Origin of the sequence: uncultured Litoreibacter sp. (assembly GCF_947487515.1) — a bacterium.
Classification (GTDB): Bacteria; Pseudomonadota; Alphaproteobacteria; order Rhodobacterales; family Rhodobacteraceae; genus Litoreibacter.
Genome location: NZ_CANKWO010000003.1, coordinates 191,697 through 215,399, shown reverse-complemented (window position 1 = coordinate 215,399; position 23,703 = coordinate 191,697). Strand labels below are relative to the sequence as shown.

20 protein-coding genes, 1 tRNA gene and 1 pseudogene are annotated in these 23,703 nt (G+C 57.3%); 13 read left to right on the top strand and 9 right to left on the bottom strand.

Annotation, left to right across the window (positions count from 1 at the left end; all coding sequences use genetic code 11):
* The first annotated feature begins 177 nt into the window (after positions 1–177).
* On the top strand, positions 178–1,590 hold the full coding sequence (locus tag Q0746_RS10935) for an aminotransferase class III-fold pyridoxal phosphate-dependent enzyme (RefSeq protein WP_298260162.1): 1,413 nt from the start codon (positions 178–180) through the stop codon (positions 1,588–1,590).
* A 122-nt stretch (positions 1,591–1,712) separates the two neighbouring features.
* On the opposite strand, the gene Q0746_RS10930 is transcribed toward Q0746_RS10935, so the two are convergent.
* Complete coding sequence (locus Q0746_RS10930; protein WP_298260160.1) at positions 1,713–2,234, bottom strand: TetR/AcrR family transcriptional regulator; 522 nt, start codon at positions 2,232–2,234, stop codon at positions 1,713–1,715.
* A gap of 73 nt (positions 2,235–2,307) precedes the next feature.
* On the opposite strand from Q0746_RS10930, the gene Q0746_RS10925 reads away from it, so the two are divergent.
* The 8 genes from Q0746_RS10925 (at position 2,308) to Q0746_RS10890 (ending at position 12,516) form a co-directional block, all read left to right on the top strand.
* The gene (locus Q0746_RS10925; RefSeq protein WP_298260158.1) at positions 2,308–2,787 is read left to right on the top strand and encodes a DUF2269 family protein; all 480 of its coding nucleotides are present in this window, start codon (positions 2,308–2,310) and stop codon (positions 2,785–2,787) included.
* A 10-nt stretch (positions 2,788–2,797) separates the two neighbouring features.
* On the top strand, positions 2,798–3,487 hold the full coding sequence (locus tag Q0746_RS10920; protein ID WP_298260156.1) for a DUF1295 domain-containing protein: 690 nt from the start codon (positions 2,798–2,800) through the stop codon (positions 3,485–3,487).
* Between the two features lie 124 nt (positions 3,488–3,611).
* Positions 3,612–5,087, top strand: a complete 1,476-nt coding sequence (locus Q0746_RS10915) for a PLP-dependent aminotransferase family protein (protein ID WP_298260154.1) — start codon at positions 3,612–3,614, stop codon at positions 5,085–5,087.
* A 185-nt stretch (positions 5,088–5,272) separates the two neighbouring features.
* Positions 5,273–7,042, top strand: a complete 1,770-nt coding sequence (gene xsc, locus Q0746_RS10910; protein WP_298260152.1) for a sulfoacetaldehyde acetyltransferase — start codon at positions 5,273–5,275, stop codon at positions 7,040–7,042.
* A gap of 87 nt (positions 7,043–7,129) precedes the next feature.
* Positions 7,130–8,077, top strand: a complete 948-nt coding sequence (locus Q0746_RS10905; protein WP_298260150.1) for a phosphate acyltransferase — start codon at positions 7,130–7,132, stop codon at positions 8,075–8,077.
* Between the two features lie 13 nt (positions 8,078–8,090).
* On the top strand, positions 8,091–10,901 hold the full coding sequence (locus tag Q0746_RS10900; protein ID WP_298260148.1) for a molybdopterin oxidoreductase family protein: 2,811 nt from the start codon (positions 8,091–8,093) through the stop codon (positions 10,899–10,901).
* Entirely contained in the window at positions 10,898–11,641 is a 744-nt protein-coding gene (locus Q0746_RS10895) for a 4Fe-4S dicluster domain-containing protein (protein WP_298260146.1), read from the top strand. Before Q0746_RS10900 ends, Q0746_RS10895 begins: the two co-directional genes overlap by 4 nt.
* On the top strand, positions 11,641–12,516 hold the full coding sequence (locus tag Q0746_RS10890; protein WP_298260144.1) for a DmsC/YnfH family molybdoenzyme membrane anchor subunit: 876 nt from the start codon (positions 11,641–11,643) through the stop codon (positions 12,514–12,516). The genes Q0746_RS10895 and Q0746_RS10890 overlap by 1 nt, the downstream gene beginning before the upstream one ends.
* A gap of 77 nt (positions 12,517–12,593) precedes the next feature.
* On the opposite strand, the pseudogene Q0746_RS10885 reads toward Q0746_RS10890, so the two are convergent.
* The 6 genes and pseudogenes from Q0746_RS10885 to Q0746_RS10860 form a co-directional block, all read right to left on the bottom strand.
* Positions 12,594–13,289: pseudogene (locus Q0746_RS10885) on the bottom strand (phosphatidylserine decarboxylase); the annotation flags it as partial.
* 65 nt (positions 13,290–13,354) lie between these two features.
* Entirely contained in the window at positions 13,355–14,140 is a 786-nt protein-coding gene (locus Q0746_RS10880; protein ID WP_298260142.1) for a phosphatidylcholine/phosphatidylserine synthase, read from the bottom strand.
* A gap of 170 nt (positions 14,141–14,310) precedes the next feature.
* Positions 14,311–15,618 carry a histidinol dehydrogenase gene (hisD, locus tag Q0746_RS10875; RefSeq protein ID WP_298260140.1) on the bottom strand — a complete coding sequence of 436 codons (1,308 nt, stop codon included), beginning with the start codon at positions 15,616–15,618 and terminating at the stop codon, positions 14,311–14,313.
* Between the two features lie 116 nt (positions 15,619–15,734).
* Positions 15,735–16,280, bottom strand: coding sequence for a hypothetical protein (locus Q0746_RS10870; protein ID WP_298260138.1), 546 nt, complete (start codon positions 16,278–16,280; stop codon positions 15,735–15,737).
* Positions 16,281–16,292: 12 nt separating this feature from the next.
* A complete protein-coding gene (locus Q0746_RS10865) occupies positions 16,293–17,735 on the bottom strand; it encodes an NAD-dependent succinate-semialdehyde dehydrogenase (protein ID WP_298260136.1) in 1,443 nt (480 codons plus the stop codon).
* A 6-nt stretch (positions 17,736–17,741) separates the two neighbouring features.
* Complete coding sequence (locus tag Q0746_RS10860) at positions 17,742–18,728, bottom strand: aldose epimerase family protein (protein WP_298260134.1); 987 nt, start codon at positions 18,726–18,728, stop codon at positions 17,742–17,744.
* Positions 18,729–18,890: 162 nt separating this feature from the next.
* On the opposite strand from Q0746_RS10860, the gene Q0746_RS10855 reads away from it, so the two are divergent.
* Together Q0746_RS10855 and Q0746_RS10850 are read left to right on the top strand one after the other, a co-directional pair.
* Positions 18,891–19,805, top strand: a complete 915-nt coding sequence (locus Q0746_RS10855) for a 2-dehydro-3-deoxygalactonokinase (RefSeq protein WP_298260132.1) — start codon at positions 18,891–18,893, stop codon at positions 19,803–19,805.
* Between the two features lie 36 nt (positions 19,806–19,841).
* Positions 19,842–20,693, top strand: coding sequence for an SMP-30/gluconolactonase/LRE family protein (locus Q0746_RS10850; RefSeq protein ID WP_298260130.1), 852 nt, complete (start codon positions 19,842–19,844; stop codon positions 20,691–20,693).
* 68 nt (positions 20,694–20,761) lie between these two features.
* Here the strand turns inward: Q0746_RS10850 and Q0746_RS10845 are convergent.
* Positions 20,762–20,838, bottom strand: a tRNA-Met gene (locus Q0746_RS10845).
* A gap of 110 nt (positions 20,839–20,948) precedes the next feature.
* On the opposite strand from Q0746_RS10845, the gene Q0746_RS10840 reads away from it, so the two are divergent.
* A complete protein-coding gene (locus tag Q0746_RS10840; protein ID WP_298260128.1) occupies positions 20,949–22,364 on the top strand; it encodes an FAD-binding oxidoreductase in 1,416 nt (471 codons plus the stop codon).
* A gap of 31 nt (positions 22,365–22,395) precedes the next feature.
* Here the strand turns inward: Q0746_RS10840 and Q0746_RS10835 are convergent, their stop codons facing one another.
* Positions 22,396–23,007 carry a DUF2306 domain-containing protein gene (locus tag Q0746_RS10835; RefSeq protein ID WP_298260126.1) on the bottom strand — a complete coding sequence of 204 codons (612 nt, stop codon included), beginning with the start codon at positions 23,005–23,007 and terminating at the stop codon, positions 22,396–22,398.
* A 104-nt stretch (positions 23,008–23,111) separates the two neighbouring features.
* Between Q0746_RS10835 and Q0746_RS10830 the strand changes: the two genes are divergently transcribed.
* Positions 23,112–23,702, top strand: a complete 591-nt coding sequence (locus Q0746_RS10830) for a TetR/AcrR family transcriptional regulator (protein WP_298260124.1) — start codon at positions 23,112–23,114, stop codon at positions 23,700–23,702.
* The last annotated feature ends 1 nt before the right edge of the window (position 23,703 follow it).

Genomic DNA, 23,703 nt, shown 5'->3' with positions numbered 1-23,703 from the left:
GATGGAGACCCGCGAACTTCGCTCAATATTCGAAATCTGGCTCTATTCGTGATCCACCTCTGGCCCTATTGCGGGCTCAAAATCCATGCAGCTTTGATACCAGCGAAAGAATTGTCGCAAAATATTTAGAATCGCTGGGAAACCACCCGGCCCCCTTGAAAATAATGGAGCAAGCCGATGGACGGTAATCTGCAAAGCAATGATCTCTCCGGCGTTGTCGAAGCCGACCGCGCTCATGTTTGGCATCACCTTAGCCAACATGCTGGCTATATGGCCGATGAAAACCCGACCGATCCAAAAATCATGGTCGAAGGCAAAGGCCTGCGCGTCTGGGACCAAAACGGCCGTGAGCACATCGATGCCGTCTCTGGCGGCGTTTGGACCGTAAATGTTGGATATGGCCGCGAGACAATCGCAGATGCCGTGCGCGACCAACTAGTTAAGATGAACTTCTTTGGCGGCACAGTCGGATCAATTCCGGCCGCGATGTTTTCCGAGCGCCTCATCGCCAAAATGCCCGGAATGAAGCGGGTTTACTATGCGAACTCCGGTTCCGAGGCCAACGAAAAAGCCTTTAAGATGGTTCGCCAGATTGCGCATAAGCGGTATGGCGGCAAGAAGCACAAAATTCTTTACCGTGACCGAGACTACCACGGCACCACAATCGCCTGCCTGTCTGGCGGTGGTCAGGACGAACGCAACGCACAATACGGCCCGTTTACACCAGGTTTCATCAAGGTGCCGCACTGCCTCGAGTATCGCGCCATGGATCAGGGCTTGGGCGAATTGTCCGGCGAGGCCTACGGCATTGCGGCGGCCAACGCGATCGAAGAGGTCATCTTGCGCGAAGGCCCCGACACCGTCGGCGCCCTTTGCCTAGAGCCCATCACAGCTGGCGGCGGCGTGATCACCCCACCCGAAGGGTATTGGCCACGTGTTCAGGAAATCTGCAAGAAATACGACATCCTGTTGCACATCGACGAGGTCGTTTGCGGCATGGGGCGTACAGGCACTTGGTTCGGCTATCAGCACTACGGTGTGCAGCCCGACATCGTGACCATGGCGAAAGGCGTGGCCTCTGGCTATGCGGCGATCTCCTGCTGTGTCACCACCGAGGCCGTGTTCGACATGTTCAAGGACGACACCTCTGATCAGCTGAACTATTTCCGTGATATCTCCACCTTTGGCGGCTGTACCGCGGGCCCCGCAGCGGCGCTGGAGAACATGCGCATCCTCGAAGATGAGAAGCTGCTCGAGAACACCGTGGCCATGGGTGACTACATGCTGGGGCAACTCGACGAGTTGAAAGCCAAGCATAAGTCCGTCGGCGACGTGCGCGGCAAAGGCCTGTTCCTTGGTGCGGAGCTGGTCGCTGACCGTGAGACCCGAGCGCCGCTGGATGAGAAGCTGGTCGGCCAAGTGGTCGGTCACTGCATGGCGAAGGACGGGGTGATCATTGGCATGACAAATCGCTCCGTGCCGGGGTTCAACAACACGCTATGCTTCTCGCCTTCCCTGATCGCAACAAAGGACGATATCGATGCGATCATCTCATCTGTGGATGGCGCTTTGACGGCGGTCCTAGGTTAAGGGCCACCAGCAATAAACCAATAGAAAAGCCCGCGCGTCCAATGGATGTCGCGGGCTTTTGACTTTCGCCTTCGGCACAACGGACCCTTAAGGCGTCAAAACTTGCACATACGCACGGCCCGCTACTTGGCCGGTTGGGTGCCGGCGTCAGACGCCCATCCCTGCGCAGGATGTCCGGTAAGATGGGCGATCAATAGCTTCCCCAACAACAGCGCCAAGGTGTCCTGCGCGTTGGCCTCACCGACAATATCGGCGACAATGGTTCGGTAGGTTTCCATTGCGATCTGCATCGCTTGATCCTCGCGCACATCGAGAGGCGTTTTGCCCCGAAGATAGTCAAACAGCAGCGTCATTTCCGCGCCAAAATTCGGGCTCATCTGCGCAAGGAGCCGGTCTAGGCGCACCTGCGCAGGCTGGTCATCGTCGGCGTCATGTGTCCCGATCCCCTCCATCACTTGAACGGTTGAGGCCAGAAACAACGCTTCTTTGCTCGGGAAGTAGTGGTAGAGGGCGCTTTTGGAAACACCTAGGTGCTCCGCAATTTTACGCATGCTTCCACCCGCGTACCCTTTTTCGGTAAAATATGATGCGGCCCTCAGGGCCAGCTGCTTTTGGTGTTTGTCGTGGTCAACAATCTTGGGCATCTTTTTTCGTCCATTTGGTCGATAACGTTTGACACCAATTGGCGGCAATGTCTATACGGCGGAAATAGACCAGTTGGACGAAAACATGTTCGATCTTTTTATAATGACAAAACTCATTCACTTTTGCGCGGTGATCGTGATGGTCGGTGCAACTGTAATCAATGGCCTGATCCATGCCGAAGCCAAGCGCCTTACACCGTCTCAAGCGGTTCCCATGCTTGGTGTCGTATTGCGAATAAACCGCCTGCTCATGGGGCCGTCGTTGATCGTCATACCTGCTTCTGGTCTCTTCATGATGGTCCAAGCTGGCCACGATTTCGGGTCGATCTGGATCGCCACCTCTTTTGGCTTGAGCATCGCTTTGATCATGGCCTTCCGGATCGGTGCGAAGATCGAAAGGCAACTGCATAAGATCGCAAGCGACGCCGATTTCGAAAGCCAACCGGCCCTGCCCACTCAATATGAAGAGACCTTTAAGAAGGCCGTCCCCCTTGGCGGTGGTGCGCTGTTGATGAGCATAACTACCGTCATTCTGATGATATTCAAACCATAGAGGCCGAAAAATGACCGATATTTCTTCTAAAACTGGGGGGATCGATCGCTCTCATGACAGCTCTTTGTGGCCGAAACGCGTCTTTGCCTCTTTGCACGGCATCATCGTGCTCGCCTGCTTATGGGTGGCATTTGGTGGAGGTGAATGGCCAGACGGCTTGCGCGCCAAGGTACTGGCCCTCTGCGCGCTTCTCTACTTTCTACGTCACCTCGTCACCTTGTTTGTCTTGTTGCAACGTAGGGTCGAGATGTCAGAAGTCTGGGGGCTGCTCCTTTTCATGGCCATCTTCGAAGTCGGGTTCCTGTTGCTCGGCGCCGGTGGCCTTTCGGGACAGGCGAGGCCCTTTAGGCCTGTCGATTGGGCTGGCATCGGGCTTGTGCTCTGCGGCTCCTATCTGAATACGGGATCAGAATTGCAGCGACGAAAGTGGAAACAGAACCCCGCCTCCAAGGGGCACTGCTACACCGGTGGGCTGTTCGCGTATTCGGCGCATATCAACTACTTTGGCGATAGCGTATTGTTCACGGGATGGGCAATTTTGGCGGCTTCTGCCTTTGCCTTCGCAATCCCGATCATGATGACCTTGCTGTTCATCTTCTTCCACATCCCCGCTTTGGATACCTATCTGGCCGAAAGATATGGCGATGAATTCAAGACCTATGCAGGTAAAACGGCAAAGTTTATGCCCTTCGTATATTGAATAGCATCCCCTTCCGGCCATTCTCGAAGTCATCGCATCTGTGCATTTTCAATCTCTCGGCCCTTCCCCAGCGCTGTGATTTTCGGTATATCCAAATCACAACCGATTTAAGGCCAGCTTCCCCATGCCGATCGCAGTCGAAACCTTCTTTCTGGACCCCGCATTCGAGGGCACCCTGCAGCAACAAATCCAGCAGCTGGTTGCGGGCGGCATTTTGTCAGGTCGCTTTCGCCCCGGAGAAAAGCTGCCCTCGTCGCGCAAACTTGCGCTGCATCTGGGGGTGAGCCGCATCACCGTGACCCTCGCCTATAACGAGTTGATGGCCGATGATTACCTGTCGTCCGCTGGCCGCTCTGGCTACTTTGTTTCGCAAAACGCGCCGGAGCCGCCACAAATCAGCCCGCGGTCTTCTTCGGACACCGTCGATTGGTCTCGTGCGATTGGCAACAGGTTCTCCGGCGGCTTGCAGATTTCCAAACCACTCGATTGGCGCAAGTATAAGTACCCGTTTATCTACGGGCAGGTGGACCCGTCGTTGTTTGATCGTCAGAACTGGCGCCTATGTGCACTGCGGGCTTTGGGGCAACGTGATTTTGACAGCCTGACCGCGGATCAAGTGGATCGCGATGATCCGCAATTGATAGAATTCATTGCCCGAAACACCCTGCCTCGCCGCGGGATATTGGCAAACACCGACGAAATCTTGATCACTGTGGGTGCGCAGAACGCCTTGTGGATGGCTGCGCAGGTTTTGCTCACCCAACGTCGAACCGCTACCCACGAGGATCCCTGCTACCCCGGCTTGCGCTCGATCTTGCACCAGTCGCGCTGCCACCGCGTTGAGGTTCCCGTCGACAGCGACGGCTTGCCGCCCGATCTGATTCCGCCAGAAACAGATGTTGTTTTCACGACCCCAAGTCATCAGTGCCCCACCGCATCCACAATGCCAATCGCCAGACGCAAAGAGCTTCTGCGGCGGGCTTCAGAAGACGATTTCCTGATTATCGAGGACGACTACGAGTTCGAGATGTCGTTTTTAAAGCCCCCGTCACCCGCCCTCAAATCATTGGATGAGGACGGGCGTGTTATCTACATCGGGTCCTTTTCCAAATCCCTGTTTCCCGGTTTGCGGTTGGGGTATTTGGTCGGGCCTGCGCCGTTCATTCGCGAGGCCCGTGCGCTTCGATCTGCTGTGCTTCGGCATCCACCCGTTCATATGCAGCGCACTGCCGCCTACTTTTTGTCGTTGGGGCACTACGATGCGCTGGTTCGTCGGTTGCGCAATGCGTTCCATGACCGGCGACGCGTGATGGACAAGGCGCTGATGACCTATGGGCTTACCGTGGCTGGTGCGGGGGCGTTTGGGGGGTCAAGCTACTGGATGCGTGCGCCGGATGGTGTGGACACCAAAGAACTCGCGGAGCGCTTGCGGGAGAAATCCGTGCTGATCGAACCGGGCGCGGCCTTTTGTGAAGGTGAGCAGCGCGAGTTCAAGCACTACCGCTTGGCGTACTCGTCGATTCAAACGGGTCAAATTTCACCCGGAGTCGCGTTAATCGCCAAAGAGATTGAAGAAATGAAATCCCAAATCCGCAAATAATGGGACCAACAATCCCAAAAAATCGCGCAGAATCAGATATGATGGCCGATTCCTCCAATTTGCTGGACATATAGTACCAAATTTTTGGCTATAACACGACTCTTGGACACAGCATAGCTTCCCCGCAGACCGTTATAATCTCGGGCACCTGCGCCCGCATTTCACCACATTGGGAGACCGCCACCATGAAAATGACGACCGAAGAAGCCTTCGTCAAAACCCTGCAAATGCACGGCATTCGCCACGCATTCGGCATTATTGGGTCGGCTATGATGCCTATCTCTGATTTGTTCCCAACATCGGGCATCAAATTCTGGGACTGCGCGCATGAGATGACAGCAGGCATGATGGCAGATGGCTACACCCGCGCCACCGGTGAGATGTCCATGATGATCGCGCAAAACGGTCCGGGCATCACCAACTTCGTAACCTCCGTGAAAACTGCTTACTGGAACCACACCCCGCTGTTGTTGGTCACACCACAGGCTGCAAACAAAACTATCGGCCAAGGCGGCTTCCAAGAGATGGAACAGATGAACCTGTTCGCTGACTGCGTGGCCTACCAAGAAGAGGTCCGCGACCCGTCCCGCGTCGCAGAAACTCTGAACCGCTGCATCATGCAGGCTCACCGCGCCTCTGCGCCAGTTCAGATCAACATCCCACGGGACTTCTGGACACAAGTCATCGACATCGAACTACCCGTTAAGGTGGAATTCGAACGCCCAGCAGGCGGCGAAGAAGCAATCAAAACAGCGGCAGAACTGTTGTCCTCCGCTAAGTTCCCAGTGATCCTGAACGGCGCGGGCGTTGTTCTGGCAGGCGGCATCGACGCGTCGGCCAAGCTGGCGGAAACGCTGGATGCGCCGGTGTGTGTGGGCTACCAGCACAATGATGCGTTCCCGGGCAACCACCCGCTGTTTGCAGGCCCACTGGGCTACAACGGCTCAAAGGCTGGCATGGAGTTGATCTCCAAGGCGGATGTGGTTTTGGCATTGGGCACACGTTTGAACCCGTTCTCGACCCTTCCGGGTTACGGCATCGATTACTGGCCAACGAGCGCGAAAATCATCCAAGTCGACATCAACCCTGACCGCATCGGCCTGACCAAGAAAGTCACCGTTGGTATCGTGGGTGACGCCAAGAAGGTTGCCGAAGGTATCATGTCACAACTCGCGGATACTGCAGGTGACGCTGGTCGCGCAGATCGTAAGAACCTGATCGCGCAAACCAAATCTGCTTGGGCTCAAGAGCTGACATCCTTGGATCACGAAGAGGACGATCCAGGCACCACTTGGAACGAACGCGCCCGCAACAACGAGCCGAACAAAATGTCCCCTCGTCAAGCTTGGCGCGCAATTCAATCGGCGCTGCCGAAGAATGCGATCATTTCGTCCGACATCGGCAACAACTGCGCGATTGGGAACGCTTATCCTTCGTTTGAAGAAAGCCGCAAATATCTGGCACCTGGCCTGTTTGGCCCATGTGGCTACGGCTTCCCAGCAATCGCCGGTGCAAAAATCGGCTGCCCAGATGTTCCAGTTGTTGGTTTCGCAGGTGACGGCGCATTCGGCATCTCGATGAACGAAATGGTTTCCGTTGGTCGTGGCGATTGGCCTGCAATGACAATGATCATCTTCCGCAACTACCAATGGGGTGCCGAAAAGCGGAACACCACGTTGTGGTTCGACGATAACTTCGTCGGCACAGAGCTGGATACCAACGTGTCCTATGCAAAAATCGCGGACGCATGTGGCCTGACCGGCGTGCAAGTATCGACGATGGAAGAGCTGACAGAGGCCTTGAACACAGCAGTCAAAGGCCAGATGGAAGGCAATGTTACAACCTTCATCGAAGTTCTTCTCAACAAAGAGCTGGGCGAGCCGTTCCGCCGCGACGCGATGAAAAAGCCAGTCGCCGTTGCAGGCGTATCCGCATCGGACATGGCGGACCGGTAAGCCGCCCTCCATATTAAGATCACACCCGTCCCAAGAAATTGGGGCGGGTTTTGTGGTGAAAAGACGTGCCTTGGGAGAGAGACCGCCATGACATCCAACAATCCATTCCTATCCCAACGCGAAGCGGTATGCCCCGATTGGCTTCTAGATATGGCGCAAAAAGCCGCCACACCGCGCGTCGCGATTGCCCGCGCAGGTGCGCCTTTGCCAATGGAAGCGGCCCGCGACGCCACAGACGCAAACATCATGGAACCCGTGTTCACGGGGGAGCGCGCGATGATCGAAGCCGAGGCCGAAAAGCTGGGTTGGGACATTTCGCAGTTCCAGTTGATTGAAGCTGAGGGCGAGCAAGACAGCGGAATGGCCGCGGCCATGGCCTGCGGCGAGGGCCGCGCAGACGTCATGATGAAGGGCCAGCTGCATTCTGACACCTTCATGCGTGCAGCACTTGCACGCGACGCGGGCCTTCGCACCGGCAACCGCCTTGTGCATATCTTCCATATTTCCCACCCCGACGGTGGGCGTTCTGTCACCATCTCGGATGCCGCGGTCAACGTGGACCCCAATATCGACACCCGCAAAGACGCGACCAAGGAGGTCGTGAAACTTCTCAAAATGCTGGGTACCGAGCGCCCGAAAGTGGCCTTCATGTCGGCCACAGAAAGCGTGCTACCAGCGGTCCCTTCGTCGGTTGAAGCGGATGAGCTGGCCACATGGGCCAAGGTAGAGATCAGCGGCGCTGACTTCTCCGGCCCGCTGGCGCTGGACCTCATCTTGTCGCCCGCAGCAGTTGCCACCAAAGGGCTGTCTAACGATCCGGTCGCGGGGCAAGCCGACGCGATCATCGTGCCCGACATTGTGTCGGGCAATTCCTTGTTCAAATCTCTTGTTTATCTCACGGGCGGCTGTGCGGCTGGCATCGTTATGGGGGCCAAAGTCCCCGTCTTGCTGACCTCGCGCGCTGATCCGCCTGCTGCGCGTATGGCCTCGGCTTGCCTTGCCGCCCTTGTCACCGCCGCCAATAAAAATAGCTGACCGGAGTCATACCATGAACCAACCCGTGATCGACCTATCCCCGAAAGTCAGCGACGAAATCCGCAAAACGACTTGCTACATGTGCGCCTGTCGCTGCGGCATCAACGTTCACATGAAAGAGGGCAAAGTTGCCTATATCGAAGGCAATCGCGACCACCCTGTGAACCAAGGTGTGCTGTGCGCCAAGGGCTCTGCGGGCATCATGCAGCACAATGCGCCCTCACGCCTTAAGGCCCCGATGAAACGGGTTGGGCCGCGCGGCTCTGGCGAGTTTGAGACAATCACTTGGGAAGAGGCCTACGACATCGCCGAAGGTGTCCTGCGCCCGATCCGCGAAACTGCACCGGAAAAGCTGGCATTCTTTACGGGGCGTGACCAGTCGCAAAGCTTCACTTCCCTTTGGGCGCAAGGCTTCGGCACGCCGAACTACGCGGCGCACGGTGGTTTCTGCTCCGTCAACATGGCGGCGGCGGGGATCTACACAATGGGCGGCGCGTTTTGGGAATTCGGCCAGCCGGATTGGGATCGCACCAAAATGGTGATGATCTTTGGCGTCGCTGAAGATCACGACAGCAACCCAATCAAGATGGGTCTTGGCAAAGTCAAAGCGCGCGGTGCCAAAGTATACGGCGTGAACCCGATCCGGTCGGGCTACAACGCGGTGGCGGACGAATGGGTCGGCATCACTCCGGGCACTGATGGGTTGTTCATCCTGTCGATGGTGCATGAGCTGTTCAAAGCGGGCAAGCTGGACCTCGACTATCTGGCGCAGTTCACCAACGCGCCTGTGTTGGTCAATGGTGACGAGAACTCCGAAGACTTCGGCCTGCTGATGCGCGACGCGAACAACAAGCTGATGGTCATCGACCGCGCCACCGGAAAGCCTGCTGCGTTCGACGCGATGGGTGTGAAGCCGGATTTGGCCGGATCACTGCGCGAGGCAGGTGTCACCCACCGCTCGGTCTTCCAGCATATGGCCGAGAAGTACCTAGACCCGCAGTACGCACCAGAAGCCGTGGCCGAACGCACGGGCATCTCCGCCGAACGCATCAAGCGTATCGCCGCAGAGCTGGCCGATGTTGCCTTCAACCAAGCCATCGAGCTGGACCGCGAATGGACGGACTTCCGCGGCCATAAGCACGACAAAATGATCGGGCGTCCTGTGTCCTTCCACGCGATGCGCGGCATTTCTGCCCACGCCAACGGGTTCCAAACCTGCAGGTCCTTGCATGTGTTGCAGATCATCCTTGGCAGCGTTGAGACCCCTGGTGGTATGCGCTTTAAGCCGCCCTACCCCAAGCCACCAGAGGCCCACCCCAAACCGCATTACGGTGTCACGCCTGGTCAGGCCTTGGACGGCCCTCACCTTGGCTTCACCCACGGCCCAGATGATCTGGCACTAAAGGAAGACGGCTCGCCTGCGCGTATCGACAAGGCTTTCACGTGGGAAAACCCCATGTCGAGCCACGGCATGATGCATATGGTTATCTCTAACGCGCATGCTGGCAATCCCTACAAGATCGACACGTTGTTCATGTATATGGCGAACATGTCGTGGAACTCTTCGATGAACACGCGCGGCGTGATCGAGATGCTGACCGACAAGGATGACGACGGGAATTACGTGATCCCGAACATCATTTATTCGGATGCCTATTCCTCCGAAATGGTCGCCTATGCTGACCTGATCTTGCCCGACACAACCTATCTGGAACGCCACGATTGCATCTCCCTGCTGGATCGCCCGATCTGCGAGGCCGACGCCGTAGCGGATGCCATCCGCTGGCCAGTGGTGGAGCCAGACCGCGATGTCAAAGGCTTCCAATCGGCCCTTTGCGATCTTGGTGGCCGCCTCGGCTTGCCGGGATTTGTGAATGAGGATGGGTCGCAAAAATACAAAGACTACGCCGACTATATCACCAACCACATCCGCCGTCCGGGCGTTGGTCCCTTGGCGGGCTTCCGCGGTGACGGTGACGATCACGGGCGCGGTGACAGCAACCCCGAACAACTTGACCGCTACATTGAAAACGGTGGTTTCTGGATGGAACACGTTCCAGAAGAGGCCGCCTTCTACAAACCGTGGAACATGGATTACCAAGACTGGGCCGTGAAGAAATCCTTCTTTGACAAGCCAATGCCCTATTTGTTCAACCTCTACGTAGAACCGATGCGCCGGTTCCAGCTTGCCGCCGAAGGGGTTGGCACCCGCCAGCCGCCAGAGCATCTGCGCGAGCGGATCAAGCAAACGATGGACCCGCTGCCAATCTGGTATTCCAACGAGGACGAGAACAAGGCCGACGAATACCCCATCACCGCGCTGACGCAGCGCCCGATGGCGATGTACCACTCGTGGGGCAGCCAGAACGCTTGGTTGCGCCAAATCCACGGCCACAACCCGCTCTATGTTCCGCAGAAGATCTGGGACGACAACAACTTCGCTGAGGGCGATTGGGCCAAGGTCACATCCCCGCATGGCGAGATCACGGTCCCTGTAGCCCTACAAGCTGCTCTGAACAGCAACACTGTCTGGACATGGAACGCCATCGGCAAACGCAAAGGGGCGTGGGCTTTGGATGAGGATGCGCCGGAGACCACCAAGGGCTTCTTGCTGAACCACCTGATCCACGAATTGCTGCCCCCCAAAGGCGACGGGCTGCGGTGGGCAAATTCTGATCCGATCACCGGTCAGGCGGCATGGTTCGATCTGAAAGTGCGCATTGTCAAAACGACGGCTCCGGCGGAAAGCCAGCCGAACATGCCTCCCCAAAAATCACCGGTTGGCAAAGGGCCATCCCACTTAGAATGGAAGGTTGGCAAATGACCACTCTCCCGACCCAAACCGACAAGAAGCTTGGGCTTGTTATTGACCTAGACACCTGCGTTGGCTGCCACGCCTGCGTGGTGTCTTGCAAAGGTTGGAACACGGAAAACTACGGCGCGCCCCTGTCGGACCAAAATCCGTATGGTGCTGATCCGTCGGGCACGTTCCTCAACCGTGTGCATTCCTATGAGGTGACACCGGATGAGGGGGCGGCGATGACCGTTCACTTCCCGAAGTCCTGTCTCCACTGCGAGGACGCGCCATGCGTCACCGTTTGCCCGACCGGCGCATCCTACAAGCGCGTCGAAGATGGCATCGTGTTGGTCAATGAGAGCGACTGCATCGGTTGCGGTTTATGTGCTTGGGCCTGCCCTTATGGCGCGCGCGAGCTGGACCAAGCCGAAGGTGTCATGAAGAAATGCACCCTATGCGTCGATCGCATCTACAACGAAAACCTGCCCGAAATTGACCGTCAGCCAGCCTGCGTGCGCACCTGCCCTGCGGGCGCGCGTCACTTTGGTGATTTGGGGGATGAAAATTCCGACGTGTCCAAACTTGTTGCGGAACGCGGCGGGATGGATCTGATGCCAGAATTGGGCACAAAGCCGGTCAACAAATACCTGCCGCCGCGTCCGAAGGATGACCAGATCGACATCCTTGCCCCCTTCCTTGAGACCGTCGCAGAAGAGCCTCAGGGCTTCCTTGGCTGGCTCGACAAAACGCTTGAAAGGATCGGCTAATGCATCCGGCTCCATCCATTATCGTCTTCACCGTCTTTTCGGGGTTGGGCTTTGGGCTTTTGACGTTCCTAGGCCTTGGCAAACCGGATTACTCTGGCTTCACCGCCTTCCTCTTCTTTTTGATCGCCTATGCCTTTGCGGTTGGAGGCTTGATTTCGTCGACCTTCCACCTTGGCAACCCCCAGCGCGCCCTGAAGGCTTTCACGCAATGGCGCACAAGCTGGTTGTCGCGCGAGGGCTGCTTGGCAGTGGCATCGCTGGTGGTCATGGGGCTCTATGCCATCGGTGTGGTTTTCCTAGACACCCGCTGGACGCTATTGGGCCTGCTTGGCGGCGCACTTAGCTTGGCCACGGTGTTCGGCACCTCAATGATCTATACGCAGATCACCACCGTGCCGCGCTGGAACCATTGGATCACGCCTGTGCTGTTTCTGTTATACGCCCTCACCGGTGGCGCCTTCCTTGCGGGGCAGACGTCTCTTGCGGCGCCGATGCTGTTGGTGCTTGGCGCGGCGCAGGTCGTGGCATGGATGATCGGGGACAAGCTGTTCGCAGCTTCAGGCTCCACCATCGAAAGTGCGACCGGTCTTGGCGACATGGGCAAGGTGCGCATGTTTGAGGCCCCGCATAGTTCCAAAAACTACCTGATGAAGGAAATGGTTCATGTGGTTGGCCGCAAGCATGCGTTCAAGCTGCGGGTCATTGGCGTTCTGTGCCTGTCTGTGCTGCCGTTCATACTGCTGGTGTTGCCGCCGTTTAGCCACCTGATATCGTTTTTGGCTTTGCTGTTGCATATCTTCGGCGCGCTCACCCTGCGCTGGTTGTTCTTTGCTGAGGCCGAGCACACCGTTGGGCTGTACTACGGCAAACGCTAACCCAACATCCCAAACGAAAAGAAAGCCCCGCCAGAATCTGACGGGGCTTTCTTTGTGTTCGGCGCAGCAATCGCGGCTTAGATATTGACGCTTTGCACGACCTTTTGCTCTCCGCGCAAATCAGCAAGCATGGTCTCACCCGCGACTGCGGTGGTACCAACTGAAACGGCCGGCAGAATTCCCGCAGGCAGATAGATGTCCAAACGGCTCCCAAAGCGGATAAGGCCAAAAACCTCGCCCGCGTTCAGGGCGTCACCGGTTTTGACAAAGCAAACGATGCGACGCGCAACCAGCCCAGCAATCTGCACCACACCGATGCGGTGTCCATCCGCAGACTCAATGGCCAATCCATTGCGCTCGTTGTGTTCGCTGGCTTTGTCCAAAGACGCATTGACGAACTTCCCTTTGTGATAGGCGATTTCGGTAATCGTCCCATCCATCGGCGAGCGGTTCACATGGCAGTTAAACACATTCATAAACACCGACACACGGTGCACAGGCGTGTCCCCAAGGCCAAGCTCCACCGGTGGCACGACTTCGGAAATCAGGGAAACAACGCCATCCGCAGGGGACAGAACCAACCCTTCGCGCTGCGGGATCGTGCGCACCGGATTGCGAAAGAAGTAGTAGCACCAGACCGTCGCCCCAAGGCCCAACCAGAAAAGTGGCTGCCAGATCAAACCAAGAAGCACCGCGATACCGGCAAATATGGCGACGAATTTGCGGCCTTCCGGGTGCATGGGCACCGCCACAATCTTAAGCATGTTCATAGGTCTATCCTGTCTATATCTGGGTTGGCACGCTCAGTGACAGCAAAGCCCGCGCAGGGCAAGTCTGCCTAGCCTTCCGCTGGCTGGGAATCGCGTTCGCGCATGTAAGACACGGGCAAAGACCCCAAATACATGAGGTTCGCGAAAATAAATGTGTGCCACGGGTACACCATCAAGCAGATGATCACGATCGCAGAGCCAATCGCCAGAAATGGCAGGAACTTGCGGCTAATGGAGGCGTGCTTGATCGAAAACGTAGGGATCATGCTAACCGCCAGCAACGCGATGGCAATTTCATAGACTGCGATCACATGCGAATATGTCCCGATGCTGGTCCATCCGACCAAGCTCATGAACACCGGCATCAACGCTAGGGATGCCAATGCCGGAGCCGGAACTCCCACGAAGTAGTCGCGCGCGCCGGATTTCGGCGGCACCGACAAGCCAACGTTGAAACGCGCCAAACGCAGCGCGCAACACACCGCAAGAATTAGGCAACTCAACCAGCCTAGGTTTTGAAATTCGGATGCGTGGTAGAAGGCGTTGTAGATCAGCAGCCCCGGCGCAATGCCGAAGTTAAAGAAGTCTGCGAGTGTATCCAACTCCGCCCCGAAAGGGCTGGCAGTATCCAGATAACGGGCAAGCTTGCCGTCAGCCGCGTCCAAAAACACGGCCAGCATGATGAGATACAAAGCCGCAGGGATGTTGCCCTCGATGCTCATGCGCAAAGACGTCAAACCGGCACAGATTGCGAAGACCGTCACCATGCTTGGTACGATATGGCGCAACTTTATTCGGCGATCCGAGGCCACCTCTTTGGAGGTGCTGCGCGGGGTGTCATCCTTAACGTTCATGTTGTTTAAGTTCTCAATCTGTGTCGCACAATTTCACGCCTTGCTACATCCATTGACGCGGGGAAGCCATATCCTAACACAGTTCGGTGGGGATGGTCTCTATCGGGTTTCAGACACGAAAAGACCGGCCATCCAACCGGTCCTTCGGATTTCCCTTTTCAAGGCTCGTCCTAGTCAAAGCGTTTTTGGTGTGCGACCTCGAAGCCCCAGTTTTCCCGACCGCCAAATTTTTGCAACCTCCAGTCGCAAGCGCGGGCGTGGGCATCCATCCCTTCGGTACGTGACAGGCGTGACGCAACGGAGGACATCATCGGGTCTGCGTCGGTTTTGATTTCCTGCCACGTCAAAATCTTTAGGAACTTCATCACGTTTAACCCGCCGGTGTAGCGGGCGGCCTGACGCGTCGGCAGGATGTGATTGGTGCCGGAGCATTTGTCCCCATGGGTTACGGTGGAACCTTCACCCAAGAACAGCGAGCCGTAGTTGCGCAGGCGTTGCAGCCACCAATCCAGATCTTCGGCCTGCACCTGCAGATGTTCACAGGCATATTTGTCCGAAACCTCTGCCATTTGCTCGCGGTCCTCGCAGATCACAATCTCACCGTGATTGGCCCAAGCTTGGCGCGCAACGTCGCCGGTGGGCCATTCTTTGGCGATTTTCGGCAAAATACGATTCACCGTTTCCGCCAGCGCGTTCGATGTTGTGAACAGCCAAACCGGAGAATTGGTGCCGTGCTCTGCTTGGGACAACAGGTCAATTGCGACGGTCATCGGGTCCGCGGTCTCATCCGCGATCACGGCGCTTTCCGTAGGTCCGGCGAATAGGTCAATGCCCACGCCTCCGAACAGTTGCAACTTGGCCTCTGCCACAAAGGCGTTGCCGGGGCCTACGAGTATATCCGCCGGTTTCGCCCCGAACAGGCCCATCGCCATGGACGCCACAGCTTGCACGCCCCCCATTTCTAGGATCAAATCGGCCCCTGCCAAATCCATCGCATATGCCACCGCCGGATCAATCGCGTCGCCGCGCGGCGGGGAAGCCGCGACAATGAAGGGAACGCCCGCCGCCCGTGCGGTTGCGACACTCATCAAGGCCGACGCCACATGCGCATAGCGGCCACCCGGAACATAGCAGCCAGCGCAATCGACGGGCACGCAGCGTTGGCCAAGGGTTACACCGGGCTCCGTTTCTATGTGAAAGTCGGTGATGCTGTCGCGCTGCGCCTGTGCAAAGCGCACGATCTGCCGGTGGGCAAACTCGATATCCGCCTTCGCTTGGTCGGGGACTTGGGCAATCAATGCGGCCTTCTTTTCGGCAGACAAGGCGAATTCTTGCGTCCACCCATCCAAGTCTTTGGCGTAACCGCGCACGGCGGCTTCGCCGTTGATGCGAATCTTGGAAAGCATGTCTTCCACGATCTCGCGTGTTTTTCGGTCGGCGTCCAGTTGGTCAACCTGTGGTGACTTGAGATGTATCATCGGGGGCCCTCTTGATCCGGCAGTCTGCCCTCAGGCATGTTGCAGCGGACCGCTGGAGGCAAATCATATTCGGCTTTTCCGAGCCACTTTCAAGAATTCCGAAACTGTGGTGATGGTTAGCCGCGTGAGAGACGCGCTTTGGCCGCCAATCTGTGCAGTTGCGCCAAAGGGACCAGCGGAACCGGTTGCGGTTCGCCCAATGGCTTCAACCGGCTGCGGGAACGTGAAACCATCACCGTCCGCGCGTCTGGCCTGTCGATCGCAAAGCCGCATCCAAAGAAGTTTTCCGCCTGCAACAGCACTGGCCAGACCAATTGCGGCCAGTCCAAATCATGTAGCACCACCCGAGAGGCACCGTCGGCGAAGGCGTCGGTCATCACGGAGGCGGCCATAACGATCCGTGCAGATTCAATCACCAGATGTTCGGTGGTGCCCTCGGCGCGTACGGCAAAATGCGGCGGCTCCAGCGCCGCGACCGCTATGGCAAACAGTTTCGGGTCGCTCATCAATAAGGCGGACATGCCCGCCATGTCCTCGGCTTGGCGCGTCGGCAGCCCCGCGCCCAAGCACGCCTGAGCAAGCAGGTTTTGCATGTCAGCCACCAACCAATCCTCGGCGGCATACTCAGGCCCACCGCCAAGGAAAGTGTCAATCCAACTCACAGATACAGGCGCCTAGAAATCCACGGCGGTGTATTTCACGTCCATGTAGTCGGCCAACCCTTGGCTGCCGCCTTCCTTGCCCAAGCCACTTTCTTTCATACCCCCAAACGGGGCCTCAACGGTTGTGATCAAGCCGGAGTTCACGCCAATCATCCCGTATTGCAACTTTTCGTTCAGCTTGAAGATCCGGCCCACGTCGCGGGTATAGGCATAGGATGCCAATCCGAAATCTGTGTCATTGGCCCAAGCGATTGCCTCATCTTCGTCCTCGAAGCGGAACACCGGAGCCAGCGGCCCGAAAATTTCCTCCTTCGCGAATTTCATGTCCTGCGTGGCCTCGGTCACGATTGTCGGCTCAAAGAAGCTGTGGCCATTCCCATGCCGCGCCCCGCCCGAGACGACTTTGCCGCCCTTGGCAGTGGCATCAGCCACGAATTCTTCCACCTTCTCGACGGCATCCATGTCGATCAACGGGCCTTGCTCCACACCCGCCTCGCGCCCGTCGCCGACCTTCAGGTTCTCAACGGCCACTGTCAGCTTGGCCACGAATTCGTCGTAGACGCCGGATTGAACATAGATGCGGTTTGCGCAAACGCAGGTTTGGCCAGAGTTGCGGAACTTCGACACCATAGCGCCGGTTACCGCAGCATCGACATCCGCGTCGTCAAACACCAGAAACGGCGCGTTGCCCCCCAATTCCATCGAAACCTTTTTGACCGTGTCCGCCGATTGGCGGATCAACTCTTTCCCCACTTCGGTGGAGCCGGTGAAGGTGACTTTGCGCACCCGCGCATCCGCCATAATCGCGCCGCCGATTTTGCGTGCAGAACCTGTCACCACATTGACCGCACCTTTGGGATAGCCCGCCTCTTCGGCCAATGCACCCCACGCCAAGCCGCTGTAGGGCGTAGCCGTTGCAGGTTTCGCAACCACCGTGCAGCCGACCGCCAAAGCGGGGGCAATTTTGCGGGCCAGCATGGATGACGGAAAATTCCACGGGGTAATCATACCGACCACACCCACGGGGTGGTTGGTCACCAAAAACCGGCGGCCATTTGAGGGGGCCGGGACGATTTCGCCCTTCGCACGTCGGACCTCTTCGGCGAACCAGCGCACATATTGCGCACCAATGCCAATTTCGCCCATGGCTTCCGCAAGCGGCTTGCCCATTTCGACCGTCAGCAACTCTGCCAGCGTCTTTTGGTTGTCCATCAACGCGTCGTGCAATTTCCACAGCAGACCGACGCGGTCCATCAAGGCCATGCCTGCCATCTGGTCAAACGTCCCCGCAGCAGCGTCGATCGCGCGGCGGGTTTCAACATCGCCACAGGCGGGAACGGTGCCAATAACCTCGCCCGTAGCGGGATTGGTGACGTCAATCGTCTCCCCGCTGTCCGCGCCGACCCATTCACCGCCGATGAAATTGGCTTCCTTCATGTATTTTTCATAGCTCATAGCGCGTTATCCTTTGGAAATTTCGAACTGTGTGTGTTGTTTGTAGGTCTCGTGCGGCCGCAGGATTGCTGTCGGGAAGCTGGCGTGATTGACAGCATCAGGCCACACCTGAGGTTCAAGCGCCACACCGGCATTCGCGCCATATATGCGCCCTTCCAATCCCGCCGGCTCCACGTTCATTTTGAACGCGTCATAAACCTGCAATCCCGCTTCGGTGGTGTGCATCTCCATGGTCACACCCGATACTGTAGACCGCAGCGATCCAACGCGGCGCAGGGGGTGCCGCGCATTGGACAAGCACAGGTTGTTGTCGATGAACACGTCATCATGGATTGGTCGCTCGGTGCGAAAGTCGTAGCGCGTTCCCGTCACATTGGGGGTCTCGCCGGTGGAAATGAAGCCGTCGTCCACAGCCGTGATCCGGTCTGCATCCACTTGCATCAAGTGGTTCTTGGTCGTGGCGCCGCCGTCCAAATTCCAATAGGAATGATGGGCAAAGTTGCACAGTGTCGGCGCGTCGGTTTCGGCGGTGATCTGTATATCCAGCACCCCGCCGTCCAAACAGGCGTAGCTGCAACGCGCAGTCATGTTCCCTGGGTAGCCCATCTCTCCGTCGGCAAAATCCAGACGCAGAGTGATCCGGTCGCGCGCCACTGCCTCAACCTCCCAATTGCGCGTGCCAGCCCCAGCCGCGCCGCCGTGCAAATGGTGACGGCCTTCAAAATTCCGATCCAGCTGGTACTGCGTGCCGTCAATCTGAAACGCCCCGCCTCCAATCCGGTTGGCGCAACGGCCAACCACGGCCCCGAAGCAGGAATCATCTGTCAGGTAGGGGGCAAACTCGTCAAAGCCCAAAACCAATGGCGGCGCATGGCCCTCCAGTCGCAAGTCTTGCAGCACTGCCCCATAGGACAAAACATGCGCGACCAAGCCGCCTCCTTCGATGCGGTGACGCGAAACTGTGCTGCCATCGGGCATCTGTCCAAAGCTCAAATCGGGTATCCTTATGACTGAAGGTTTTACGCTGGCCACACCAAAGCCGACCTTCCGTCGACTAGCAAGACCCGTCCCTCGCTGGACCTACCGAATTCCAAAGCTGAAATTAGATGGGCAGAGGGGCTTGGTTGCAGATTTAAGTATGCTACTAACTGCCGCATGCAAAATGAACTTACATATCCCGACTGGATTGCGGTCGATTGGGGCACTTCAAACCTGCGTGTTTGGGCCATGACTGCAGAGGGCGACGTGCTCGCCGAAAATGGCTCTGACCAAGGCATGTCAAGCGTCGCCCCCGGAGAATTCGAGGTCACGCTTCTGTCCCATATCGCGCCGTGGCTGGGCAATGACCACACGCCCGTGATCGCATGTGGCATGGTTGGTGCGCGACAAGGCTGGGACGAGGCCCCCTACCGAGCGGTCCCCACCACACCCTTGGGTGACATTCATGTCGTGCCTTGCAAAGACAGCCGCATTTCCATGCATATCTTGCCTGGCTTGAAGCAAGAAAAATCCGCCGACGTCATGCGTGGCGAGGAAACCCAAATCGCGGGCTTCCTATCGGAGAACCCCGGCTATGACGGCATTTTGTGCCTTCCGGGAACCCACACGAAGTGGGCCCATATCAGCGCAGGGGAAGTTGTGTCCTTTCAGACCTTCATGACTGGCGAAATGTTTGACCTGCTGAGCCGCGAGTCGGTGTTGCGCCATTCCATCGGTGAAGGCGGCGGGTTGGATCACGAAGCCTTCCTTGGCGCGGTGTCCGACACGATCAGCCGCCCCGAAGCCGTGGCAACGCAGCTGTTCAAAGTCCGTGCGGTCGATCTGCTGTTCGGGGCAGATCAAGCCGTATCACGTGCGCGGTTGTCGGGCATATTGCTGGGCTTGGAGCTTTCCGCAGCCCGCCCCTATTGGTTGGGTCAATCCGTGTCCCTGATCGGGGCCTCTGCTTTGAATGCCCTCTATGCGAAGGCCCTGTCAGCCCAAGGGGTTTCACCCTCCATGCACGACGTGGCCTCCACCACACTGCAAGGCCTGTCGGCGGCCTATAAGGACCTGTCCTCGCGGGCCTAAACCGGTGCTAGGCAAGTAAGTAACAATGGTAGTTTTATGAGTCCCCAAGTTCACGATGATCGCGCTTGCCTGCTGGGCGAAGGCCCTTTTTGGCACCCCAAGTTGGGCAAATTGTTCTGGTGCGACATCCTTGGGCGAAAGCTGCTGTGTGACGACGGGCGAGAATGGGCGTTTGAGCAGCATGTCTCCGCCATGGGGTGGGTCAGCGACACGCAGCTGCTTATCGCCGATGAAGTGTCGCTGTTCACCTTTGACCTAGAAAGCGCGGCGCGCAGCAAAATATGCAACCTCGAGGCCGATAATCCCGTCACGCGTTCCAATGACGGGCGCGCTGATCCCTATGGCGGGTTCTGGATCGGAACCATGGGCAAGCAAGCAGAGCCCGACGCAGGTGCGATATACCGCTACTATAAGGGAGAGCTGCGCCGCCTGTTCGCCCCGATCACCATCTCCAATGCCATTTGCTTCAGCCCTGACGGGGCCTATGCCTATTTCACCGACACTTACTATGCCCGTGTCATGCGGGTGCCACTGGATCCGCAAGGCTGGCCCTGCGCGGCCCCTGACAGGATTCTTGATCTAAGCAAGAAGGGCCTAAATCCCGATGGCGCAATTACCACCGCGGATGGCGATTTGCTGATCGCGCAATGGGGGGCGTCCAATGTGGCGCAATATGGTCGTTTCGGGGATCAACGACGTACGTTTGATCTTCCTACTGCGCATGTCACATGCCCTGTTTTTGGTGGCCCGGATATGTCGACCCTGTTTGTTACGACCGCGCAGCAGGGGTTGTCTGATGATGCCTTGTTGGCGCAGCCAGATGCGGGAAAAACATTCGCGTTCAACACCGCATTGCGCGGTCTCGCCGCCCCTCAGGTACTCTTGTAAAATTCGCAGCTCGGCCCAAGGCCATAAAAAAAGCCCGCGGAGGCTTTGCAGCATCCACGGGCTTTCTTTGGTGGCGTTAGGTGGACTTGAACCACCGACCTAACGATTATGAGTCGTTCGCTCTAACCAACTGAGCTATAACGCCGCTGGGCGGGGAATAAGAAACCACAGCGGCGGGGTCAAGCGGGAATCGCAGGATTAGGCTTGCCATTGGCGCCTTTGCGATAGAACTTCGCTCAGGCAGTGGAGGACCCCATGACACTATTGACCAAATTGCGCGACATTGTGGGCGATGCTCACGTTCTGACGGATGCCGATACGGCCAAATATGATCACGACTGGACTGGCAAGTATAAGGCGACCCCTATCGCTGTGGTCCGCCCCGCGTCTACGCAAGACGTCAGCGAAATTGTCAAAGCCTGCGCCGCCACCAAAACCGCGATCGTTCCGGTGTCTGGCAACACCTCCCTTGCAGGTGGCACCTATGCGAAGGATGCGGTGATGATCTCAATGGAGCGCATGAACGACATCCGTGAAATTCGCCCTAATGCCCGCATTGCGATTGTCGGGGCTGGGGCGGTGTTGTCGGCGATCCACGATGCCGCAGATGCCCATGACCTTGTGTTCCCTTTGACGTTTGGCGCAAAGGGCTCTGCGATGATTGGCGGCGCGCTCAGCACCAATGCGGGTGGCTCAAACGTGGTGCGCTATGGATCAACGCGGTGGCTGTGCTTGGGGTTGGAGGTGGTTCTGCCTGACGGTCAGATCATGAACCTGATGAGTGAGCTGCACAAAGACAATTCGGGCTACGACCTTAAAGACCTGATCATCGGGGCCGAGGGAACGTTGGGGTTGATCACATCAGCGGTGTTGAAACTGGTGCCCAAGCCACGCGCCTACGCCACGGCCATGGTCGCCGTGCCTGCTTTATCCGATGCGCTGACGTTATTGAACGACTTGCAGGCCGCCACTGGCGGCTTGGTTGAGGCCTTTGAATACATGGATGCGCTTTATATCTCGGACCATCAAACGATGTTCCCCAAGGCCCGTGCCCCGTTTGAGGCCCCTCATGATGTAAACATCATGGTCGAAGTTGGTGCCACCGCGCCAATGCTGACCGCTGTGCAGGCAGATGGCACAACCCCATTGGTCACCCTGTTGGAAACCACGCTGGCGAACATGATGGAGGATGGCCGAATTCTGGATGCCGTCGTTGCCCAGAACGACAGCCAGCGCCGCGATATGTGGCAACGCCGCGAGGACGCGGGCGAGGTGATGCTGATCCGCAAGCCGATGATCAACAACGACATCTGCGTGCCCGTAGACAAAGTGGCCGACTTTTTCACCCAGATCGACGCGCGGCTGGTAGACCTAGACCCGCAAGCACTGCACACGTCGGTCAGCCACCTCGGAGACGGCAACATTCACTTCTTGTTGTTTCCCACGCAGGGTGATCCCCAGCATGTCGATATGTTGACCGAGATGGTAGAGGACGTTGTCCTGTCACTTGGTGGCAGCTTCTCTGCGGAACATGGAATCGGCCTGACCAAAAAGCCGTCCATGGCGCGGCGCAAAGACAAGGTCGCGCTGGCTGTGATGCGTTCGGTGAAAGCCGCAATCGACCCTGACAACATCATGAACCCTGGAAAAGTACTCCCAGAGACGAATTAGCCCAAAGGTTATGGAATGCGCGGGGCCGCTGTCATGCAAGCACCTGACGCTGGATCCTGTTCACAATCCAAATTTCGGCCACGATTAGGTTCGGCACCCAACACGCCCATGCGATGGCTGCATAGGATGCCTCCATCGGCAAACCGGCGACTTGGGACAGCGGAAGATACAACCGCAAGGTAACGGCTGCGAACGTCAACGCGGCGGAACGGATCATCCAGACTTGATGCTCTGCAATCCGCTTCGCACGCGCAAGCCAAATTCCCCGCAAGGTCGTGCCAAGCCAAACCAGAGCCAGCAATCCAAACCCCGTCCCCGCAACAAGCCCCGTACGGGTGTTCACCGCCATGAACAACGCCCCGACGCCTGAGATCACAATCGCCAAGACATAAACCCGACCGATCCATCGATGCGTTTTGGGGCGTCGCAGACGAAGCCCCGTCCAAAACTGAAACGGCATCAGTAGCAAAGCCAATGGTGCTAGGCCAACATGTGCGTAGAACGAAAGGGGCCGCTGCTGCGCATGGTAAAGCATGAACTCCATGCTGGCCTCGACACCCAGAACGATAAATCGCCAAGATACAATCGCCACAAGAATGCACAAAAGCGCGTTGAGCCATTTCAATGGTTTTCTAGGCGACATGATGGACCTTTCGCTATTGGGGCAGAGTGCTCGACTCAAACTTTACACTGTAAAGATAGTGTCTCGAACTTGACACTGTCAAGCAACTTGACCCAAGTGACACCATGACGTCTGAAAACACTCCTCACCATCACGGAAACCTGCGACCCGCTTTGATACAAGCAGGGATCGACATTTTGGAAACCGAAGGCACCAAGGGTTTGTCCTTGCGCAAAATTGCGACCCGAGTGGGCGTGACACATGCGGCCCCAGCCCACCACTTCAAGGGCAAGGCGGCATTGCTCGTCGCCATTGCTGCGAAAGGGTTTCAGGTTTTCGCCGATCTGATGGAGAAAAACAGGGACGCTGCCCCGAAAGATCCTCAAAACCAGCTATTGGGTTTGTGCCAAGGGTATCTGCAGTTCGCGGCCGAGAATGAAGCGCTCTTCGAGTTGATTTTTTCGACCGACATCAAACCCCATGCCAACGTGGATGAAGACTTCCGAAAAAGTGCAAACAGAGCGTTCAGATTGCTGGAAGACACCTGCGCCTTGTTCGAGCCGTCCCCCAAGCACAGTCAGGGCCACGAAATCATGATTTGGTCACTTGTGCACGGCTACGCCAGTTTGCGGGCCTACAATAAGCTGATCTCGCCAGAAGATGGCGCCGCTATGCCCTTCGAGCTGATCTTGCCCCAACTGACGCCGAAAAAATGAA